Below are 7,771 nucleotides of genomic sequence, written 5' to 3'. Positions count from 1 at the left end.
ACCCACCAGCGCGCAGCTGATTGTTTCCACCCCGCCCACCGTCGGCAAGCAGTTCTCGCCGGCCGTGATTCCGCCCGGCGGCACGTCGCGCCTGAGCATCGTGCTGGGCAATGCCAACACCACCGCGATGACCTTGAGCGCGGACTTTGACGACGTGCTGCCCACCGCGCCCGGCCAGATCCAGCTGACCGCCACGCCCGGCATGGCGACGACCTGCGGCGGCACCGTGGTCGCCGCGGCCAATGCCACCAGCGTGCGGCTGAACAGCGGCGGCACCATTCCCGCGGGCGGCTGCACGATTGACGTCAATGTGACCGGCCTCACCGCCGGTACGCACACCAACAACATTCCGGCCGGCGCGCTGCGGACCAACCTGGGCAACAACCAGGCGCCCGCCAATGCGCCGCTGACCATCAGCACCCTGGGCTATGTCTCGGGCAAGGTCTTCAAGGACAACAACCCGACGCCCAACGGCACCTTCCAGAACGGCACCGACACGCCGATCGCCGGCGTGAGCATTGAACTGCGCAGCGGCGCGAACTGCAGCGGCGCGCTGCTGACGACAGGCACGACCGACGCGCTGGGCAATTACCTGTTCGCTGGCCTGGCGGCCGGCAGTTACTCCGTGTGCCAGCCCGCACAGCCCGCGGGCACCACCAACGGCATCACCACGGCCGGCGCGATCAGCGGCATCAACGGCAGCACCGGCACGGCCGGCACCGCGTCCAACCCGACCGCGACCAGCAGCCAGGTCACCAACATCACGCTCAACGGCAATGGCGCGGGCGGCGAAATCTCGGGCTCGGCCAACAACAACTTCGCGGAAGTCGCGCCTTCGTCGATCAGCGGCAAGGTCTTCAAGGACCTCAACAACAACGGCGTGCAGGACGGCGCCGACGACCCGCTGCCCGGCGTGACGATTGAACTGCGTGACCCCGGCACCAACGCCTTGCTGGCGACCACGGTCACCGACGCCGCGGGCGGCTACAGCTTCGGCAACCTGCTGCCCGGTTCCTACACCGTGGTGGAACCCACGCAGCCCGCCGGAACCTCCAACGGCATCACGACGGCCGGTGCGGTCCCCAACGGCGGCACGCCCGGCACGGCCACCACGCCAGCCGTCACGCCCAGCCGCATCAGCACCCTCGTGCTGCCGCCCAACACGGTCTCGTCCGGCAACAACTTCGCCGAAGTGGCCAACGGCGGAACGATTTCCGGCCGGGTCTTCCTCGACTACGACAACAACGGCGTGGTCAACGGCAGCGACCACGGCATAGGCGGGCAGACCCTCAACCTGACCGGCACCGACATCAACGGCCTGGCCGTTTCCAGGACCACCACCACGACGGCCGACGGACGCTACAGCTTCACCGGCCTGGCACAAGGAAACTACACCGTCACGCAGCCGCTGCCGCAGGCGGCGGGCACGAGCAACGGCCAGACCATTGCAGGCAGCACCGGCGGCGTGGCAACCCTGCCGGCCAACCCTGTGTCTTCCATCTCGGCGATTCCGCTGGCCACCGCCAACGCCGTGTCGGCCGACAACAACTTCGCAGAGATTCCCGGCGCGGCACCCGACCTCGCGATAGCCAAGACCCATTCGCCGGTCAGTTTCGCGCAGGGCTCGAGCACCGGCTTCTACACCATCACCGTCTCGAACGTCGGCACGGTGGCGACCTCCGGCACCATCACGGTGGTCGACACCCTGCCCGCGGGCATGACGGTGGCCGCCGTCGCCGGCGGCGCCACCTGGTCCTGCAGCAGCGCGGTCACCTCGGTCACCTGCACCACCGCCAGCGTCATCGCCGCGGGTGGCACGGCCCCTGTCTTCACGGTGCGCGTGGCGGTTGCCGCGGGCCTCTCCGGCCAGGTGCTGGTGAACACCGCCGTGGTCTCCGGCGGCAATGAGCCCGCAGGCTTCAACGGCAACAACACCGCCACCGACCCCACGGTGATCTCCGACGTGGCCGCGGTGCGCGGCACGGTGTGGCGCGACCTCAACCACGACCGCATCAAGGACCCCGGCGAGCCGCTAGTCCCCGGCTGGATCGTCGAACTGACGCTGGGCGGCGTGGTGGTCGGCACCACCACCTCCGACGCCAGCGGCGCCTACGCCTTCCCCAGCGTGGCGCCCGGCTCGGGCTACCAGATCCGTTTCCGCGAACCGACCAGCGGGCGCATCTACGGCCGCCCGGTGCCCAATGAAACCGGCTTGCCCTATACCAATGGCACGCCCAACCCCAACGCCAATCCGGCCGGCGCCAACAACACCGACGGCACCCTGCGGGGCCTGACCCTGGCCGCCGGCACCACCACGGTGGCGCAAAGCCTGCCGCTGGACCCGAGCGGCGTGGTTTACGACGCCGTGACGCGGCAGCCTGTGCCGGGCGCCGTGGTGACGCTCTCCGCACCCGGCCTCACCGCGGCCGACGTGATAGGCGGCAGCCTGACCCAGACCACCGGCGCGGACGGCGCCTACCAGTTCCTGCTGCTGGGCGGTGCGCCCGTCGGCGGCACGCTGTACACACTCACCGTGACCTCGCCGGCCGGTTACCTGCCGGGCCCCTCGGCCATGATCCCGGCCTGCACGGCGACCCTGGGTGTCGGCCTGGCGCCGCCCAGCCCGGACCCGGCGCTGGTGCAGAACAGCAACTTCGCGCCCGGCACCGGCGTGCCGCAGCACAACCCCGCGGCCTGCCCCAACAACACGCTGGCCCTGGCGGGCGGCGCGGCCACCACGCAGTACTTCTTCACGTTCACCTTTGCCGCGATTCCCGGCTCCGCCAACGTGCTGAACAACCACATCCCGCTGGACCCCATCCTGGGCGGCGCCATCRTGATGACCAAGAGCACRCCGCTGGTCAACGTGGTGCGCGGCGACCTGGTGCCTTACACCATCACCGCCACCAACACGCTGAACGCCGTGCTCGGCAACGTCAGTGTGGTCGACCTGATTCCCGCGGGCTTCCGTTACCGCACAGGCTCGGCCTCGCTCAATGGCGTGGCGCTGGAGCCCACCATCAGCGGCCGCAACCTGACATGGGCCAACCAGGTGTTCGCAGGCGGTGAACGCAAGACCTGGCGCATGCTGCTGGTGGTCGGCACCGGCGTGTCTGAAGGGACCTACACCAACCAGGTCGCGGCGCGAAACGCCCTGGTCAATGCGCAGATATCCAACACCGCCACGGCCGCCGTGCGTGTCGTACCCGATCCGACCTTCGACTGCTCCGACATCATCGGCAAGGTCTTCGACGACAAGAACGCCAACGGCTACCAGGACCAGGACGAGCCCGGCATCGCCAACGTGCGCATCGCCACGGCGCGCGGCCTGCTGGTCACCAGCGACCACGACGGCCGCTTCCACGTCGCCTGCGCGGCGATCCCGAACGCGGATCGCGGCTCCAACTTCGTGATGAAGGTGGACGAGCGGACCCTGCCGTCCGGCTACCGCCTGACCACGGAAAACCCGCGTGACGTGCGTGTGACGCGCGGCAAGATGGTCAAGCTCAATTTCGGCGCCACCGTGCACCGCGTGGTCCGGCTTGAGCTTTCGGGCGCCGCCTTCACCCCCGCAAACGACAGCACCGAGCTGCAGCCCGCCTACCTCGCCACCCTGCAAAAGCTTCCCGAGCAACTCGCGGCCCGGCCGTCGGTGCTGCGCATCGCCTACCGCCTCGGCGCCGAGCCGGCCGGCCTCGCCGAAAAACGCGTGGCCGCGGTCAGCGAGCGAATACAGGCCTTGTGGGAGGCCAGGCGCAAGAGGAAAGACGGGAATGAGGCCGCCGAAAGCGAACCCCTGCACCCCCTGATGATTGAAACCGAGCTGGAGACGGCGAAATGAATTTCCGTACACATGCGATAGCCGTCGCCGCCGGCCTGCTTTGCGCGGGCGCATCGACCTGGGCCGCCACTGAAGTCAGCGGCAAACGAATCGACAACGGGCGCATAGACCTGTTCAGCGTGCCGCCGCCGGCAGAAGTGCAGCCGGCCATCGCCTACCCCATGCCCTCGGGCGTGACGCGCGAAGAAGCGGCCGGCATGCGCGCCCGCGCCGCGCAGACGCCGCCCAGCCCGGCTTCCGTCAACAAGGCGCTCGAAGAAGCCGGCGGCCTCAGCCTGTTTGTCTCGGGCAAGGCCGAGCTCACGCCTTCGGCCAGGGCCGCGATTGAATCGCTGGCCGCTGAAATCCGCGGCAAAGGCGCGGCCTCGGCAGGCATGCGCATTGCCGTGGTCGGCCACACCGACAACCAGCGCCTGGCGCCGGATACCAAGCGCATCTTCAAGGACAACCAGGGCCTTTCCGAAGCGCGCGCGCTGGCCGTGACGGCCTACCTCAAGCAACTGTTGAACAACCCCACGATCACGTATTCGATCCAGGGCGAGGGCGAAAACAAACCGCTGGCCTCGAACGCGACACCCGAAGGCATGGCCCGCAACCGCCGTGTTGAATTGCGCGTGTGGTTCCAGCCCGCCGCGGTGGCGGCGCCCGTAGCACTTCCCGCGGCCGCGCTGCCGCCGTGCACGCCGCAATCGGTCGGCCAGTCGACCGTGCCCTTCCGCATCACCATAGACGGCGAGCCGATCAACACGGCCGAGATCCCGAACGAGGCCGACGGCCAGCGCTGCGCCGACGTCGCGCTCGAGCGGGCGGACATCCAGGTCCGCTACGACAGCCTGGCCGCCGTGCCGCTGATGAATGCCTGGGCGACACCCGGCACTGCCGTCAAAGGCGAGGCCGTGGAATTTCGCGCCTGGTCCAACTACATTCCGTGGATCAAAAAGGCCGAGCTGCGCCTCTTCCGCCCCGGGCAAAAAACCCAGGAGCGGCCATTTGAAATCGTGCCCATCGCCTGGTCGGGCGCGAGCCGTTGGACGGTGCCGGCCAACACCGCGGGTGACCAGGTGTTCTACCTGCTGCGTGTCTACGACGCGCAGGGCCGCTTCGACGAAACCAGCCTCAAGGCGCTGAACCTGCTGGCGCGCGCCATGCCGGCGAACGAAGACCAGGACAAGCTGGAACGCGAGCGCCTCACCGGTTATGGCGAGAACAGCCTGGCCCTGCGCAACATCCCGGTGGCGGGCGGCACGGTCACGGTCAACGGCACAAACTTGAAGCCCGGCCAGCGCATAGAGGCCCTGGGCCTGGAGCTGCCCATAGACGCGCAAGGCAAGTTTGCGATGAAGCAGATCATGCCGGCCGGCCCGCAATCGGTGGAAGTGACACTTAAGGAAACGGATGGCAAGGCCACCACCTTCCGCCGCAACCTCAACATCGCGGCCGATGACTGGTTCTACCTGGCACTCGGTGATTTGACGGCCGGCAAGAACAATGTCTCAGGCCCCGCCAAGCTGGTGACCGGCGACCTGAGCCACTACGAAGACAAGGTCTACGTCGACGGCCGCGCCGCTTTTTACCTCAAGGGCAAGATCAAGGGCGAGTGGCTGCTGACGGCTTCGGCCGACACGCGCGAAGGCCCCATCGAAGACCTGTTCTCCAACTTCTCGAGCAAGGACCCCAAGTACCTGCTGCGCAGCATAGACCCCAACCTGTACTACCCGGTCTACGGCGACGACAGCACCACCGTGGACGACGCGCCCACGCAGGGCAAGTTTTTCGTCAAGCTGCAAAAAGGCGATTCGCACATCATGTGGGGCAACTTCCAGACCTCCTGGAGCGGCACCGAGTTGATGCAGTATTCGCGCGGCCTCTACGGCGCTCAGCTGCGCCACCGATCCGAAGAAGCCACGGCCTATGGCGAGAAGCGCACGCAGATCGACGCTTTCGCGGCCGACCCGGGCACCCTGGCCTCGCGCGAGGAGTTCCGCGGCACCGGCGGCTCCATCTATTACCTGCGCCACCTGGACATCACCCAGGGTTCGGAGCGCGTCTGGATCGAAGTGCGCGACAAGGATTCGGGCATGGTGATAGAGCGCCGCGAGCTCGCGCCCACGCAGGACTACGAGGTCAACTACCTGCAGGGCCGCATCCTGCTGCAGTCGCCGCTGTCCGCCACCGGCGGCGGCGCAGGTCTGATCATGACTTCGGCGGTCGGCGGCCAGCCGGTCTACCTGGTCACGACCTATGAGTTCGCGCCCGGCGTCACCGCCGTCAGCAACCTGTCGACCGGCCTGCGCGCCAGCCAGTGGATCAATGACCACTTCCAGCTGGGTGCCAGCACCTACCACCAGGGCGAAACTGGCTCCAGCCAGACGCTCAAAGGCGTGGACGGCACGCTGCGCTACAAGCCCGGCACCTGGCTCAAGTTCGAGGCGGCCCGCTCCAAGGGCCCGGGCAACGGCGCGCAGACTTCGATTGACGGCGGCTTCGGCTTCAACACCCTGAGCAGCGGCGCCATCCAGTCGGCCGGCGCCGAACGCCTCGAAGCCTCGGTCGACCTGGCCGAAGTGACCGACAGCATGAAGGGCAAGGTCACGGCTTACGCGCAGAACCGCGACCGCGGCTACTCGGCCCCCGGGCAGATAGGCATTGGCGGCGAGGCCGTCAAGCAGGCCGGTGCTTCCGCCGACGTGGAGGTGATGCCGGGCACGCGCGCCGACGACCGCTCCAATATCGTACCGAACGCCAGCCCCTTGCTGTCGCAAACCGGCTCACGCACCGATGCGCAGCTGCGCGCCGACTACCGTCCTGACCGCCAGGGCGGCAAGCCCGGCGAAAAAGAAGACTGGGAAGCCTATGGTTATGTGCAGGGCACGCTGGAGCGCGACGAGACGCGCGACCCCAACAACCGCGTCGGCCTGGGCGGCGCGCTGCAAGTCAGCGAGCGCGTGAAACTCAGCGGCGAAACCTCCAGCGGCAGCATGGGCGTGGGCGGCAAGCTGGGCGCCGACTACCGCATCTCCGACCGCAGCAACGCCTACCTGGCCTACACCGTGGAAACCGAAAGCCCCGACGTCGCCTGGCGCGGCCGCCAGGGCACGCTGGTCTCTGGCGCCAGCACGCGCGTCTCCGACCAGCTGCGCGTCTTCGGCGAAGGCCGCTCCGTCAATGGCGCTGGCCCGCAAAGCCTGACGCAGGCCTTCGGCACCGACTGGTCGCCCAATGACCGCTGGAACTTTGGCGCCAAGGTCGAGTTCGGCACCGTGTCCGATCCTTTGGCCGGTGACCTCAAGCGCCGCGCGCTGGGCGGCTCTATCGGCTACAAAAAAGACGGCCTCAAGTACGGCGGCAATATCGAGTGGCGCCATGACAAAGGCAATATCTCGGGTGAACGCACCAMCTGGCTCATGCGCAACACCGTCGGCCTGCAGGTCGACCCGGCGTGGCGCCTGCTCGGCAAGCTCAACGTCTCACGCTCCAGCAACAGCCAGGGCGCGTTTGTCGACGGCAACTACCACGAGTTTGTCATCGGCAGCGCCTATCGCCCCGTCGACAACGACCGCTGGAACACCTTGTTCAAGTACACCAATTTGAACAACGTGCCCACCGCCGGCCAGCTCACGCCTTCGGGCCAGGCAGCCGACTACGCGCAGCGCAGCCAGGTCTTCTCGGTCGACACGATTTACGACGTGAAGCCATGGCTGTCGGTCGGCGCCAAGTACGCCTTCCGCATCGGTGAACTCAAGTCGCCGGTGGCCGGCGGCGAATGGTTCTCCAGCCGCGCCGACCTGCTGATCCTGCGCGCCGACCTGCACCTGGTCAAGGAATGGGATGCACTGGTGGAGCTGCGAAACCTGCGCGCCACCGAAGCCCAGGATGCGAAAGCCGGCGCGCTGCTGGGCATCTACCGCCACCTCGGCAAAGGTGTGAAGG

Annotated in this window: 2 protein-coding genes; both read left to right on the top strand. The window is 67.8% G+C overall.

What is annotated here, in order from left to right; translation table 11 throughout:
* Window positions 1-3,841, top strand: a 3,841-nt coding sequence (locus AC1D0P_RS19595; protein ID WP_477678286.1) for an SdrD B-like domain-containing protein, incomplete at its 5' end; no start/stop codon positions are given.
* Window positions 3,838-7,771 (top strand): OmpA family protein (locus tag AC1D0P_RS19590; RefSeq protein ID WP_477678285.1); only part of this gene is annotated, 3,934 nt, incomplete at its 3' end. The genes AC1D0P_RS19595 and AC1D0P_RS19590, both read left to right, overlap by 4 nt.

The organism is Polaromonas sp. P1_G2, assembly GCF_056405515.1.
The sequence above is the reverse complement of the archived record's forward strand: the minus strand, read 5'-3'. Positions and strand labels throughout refer to the sequence as shown.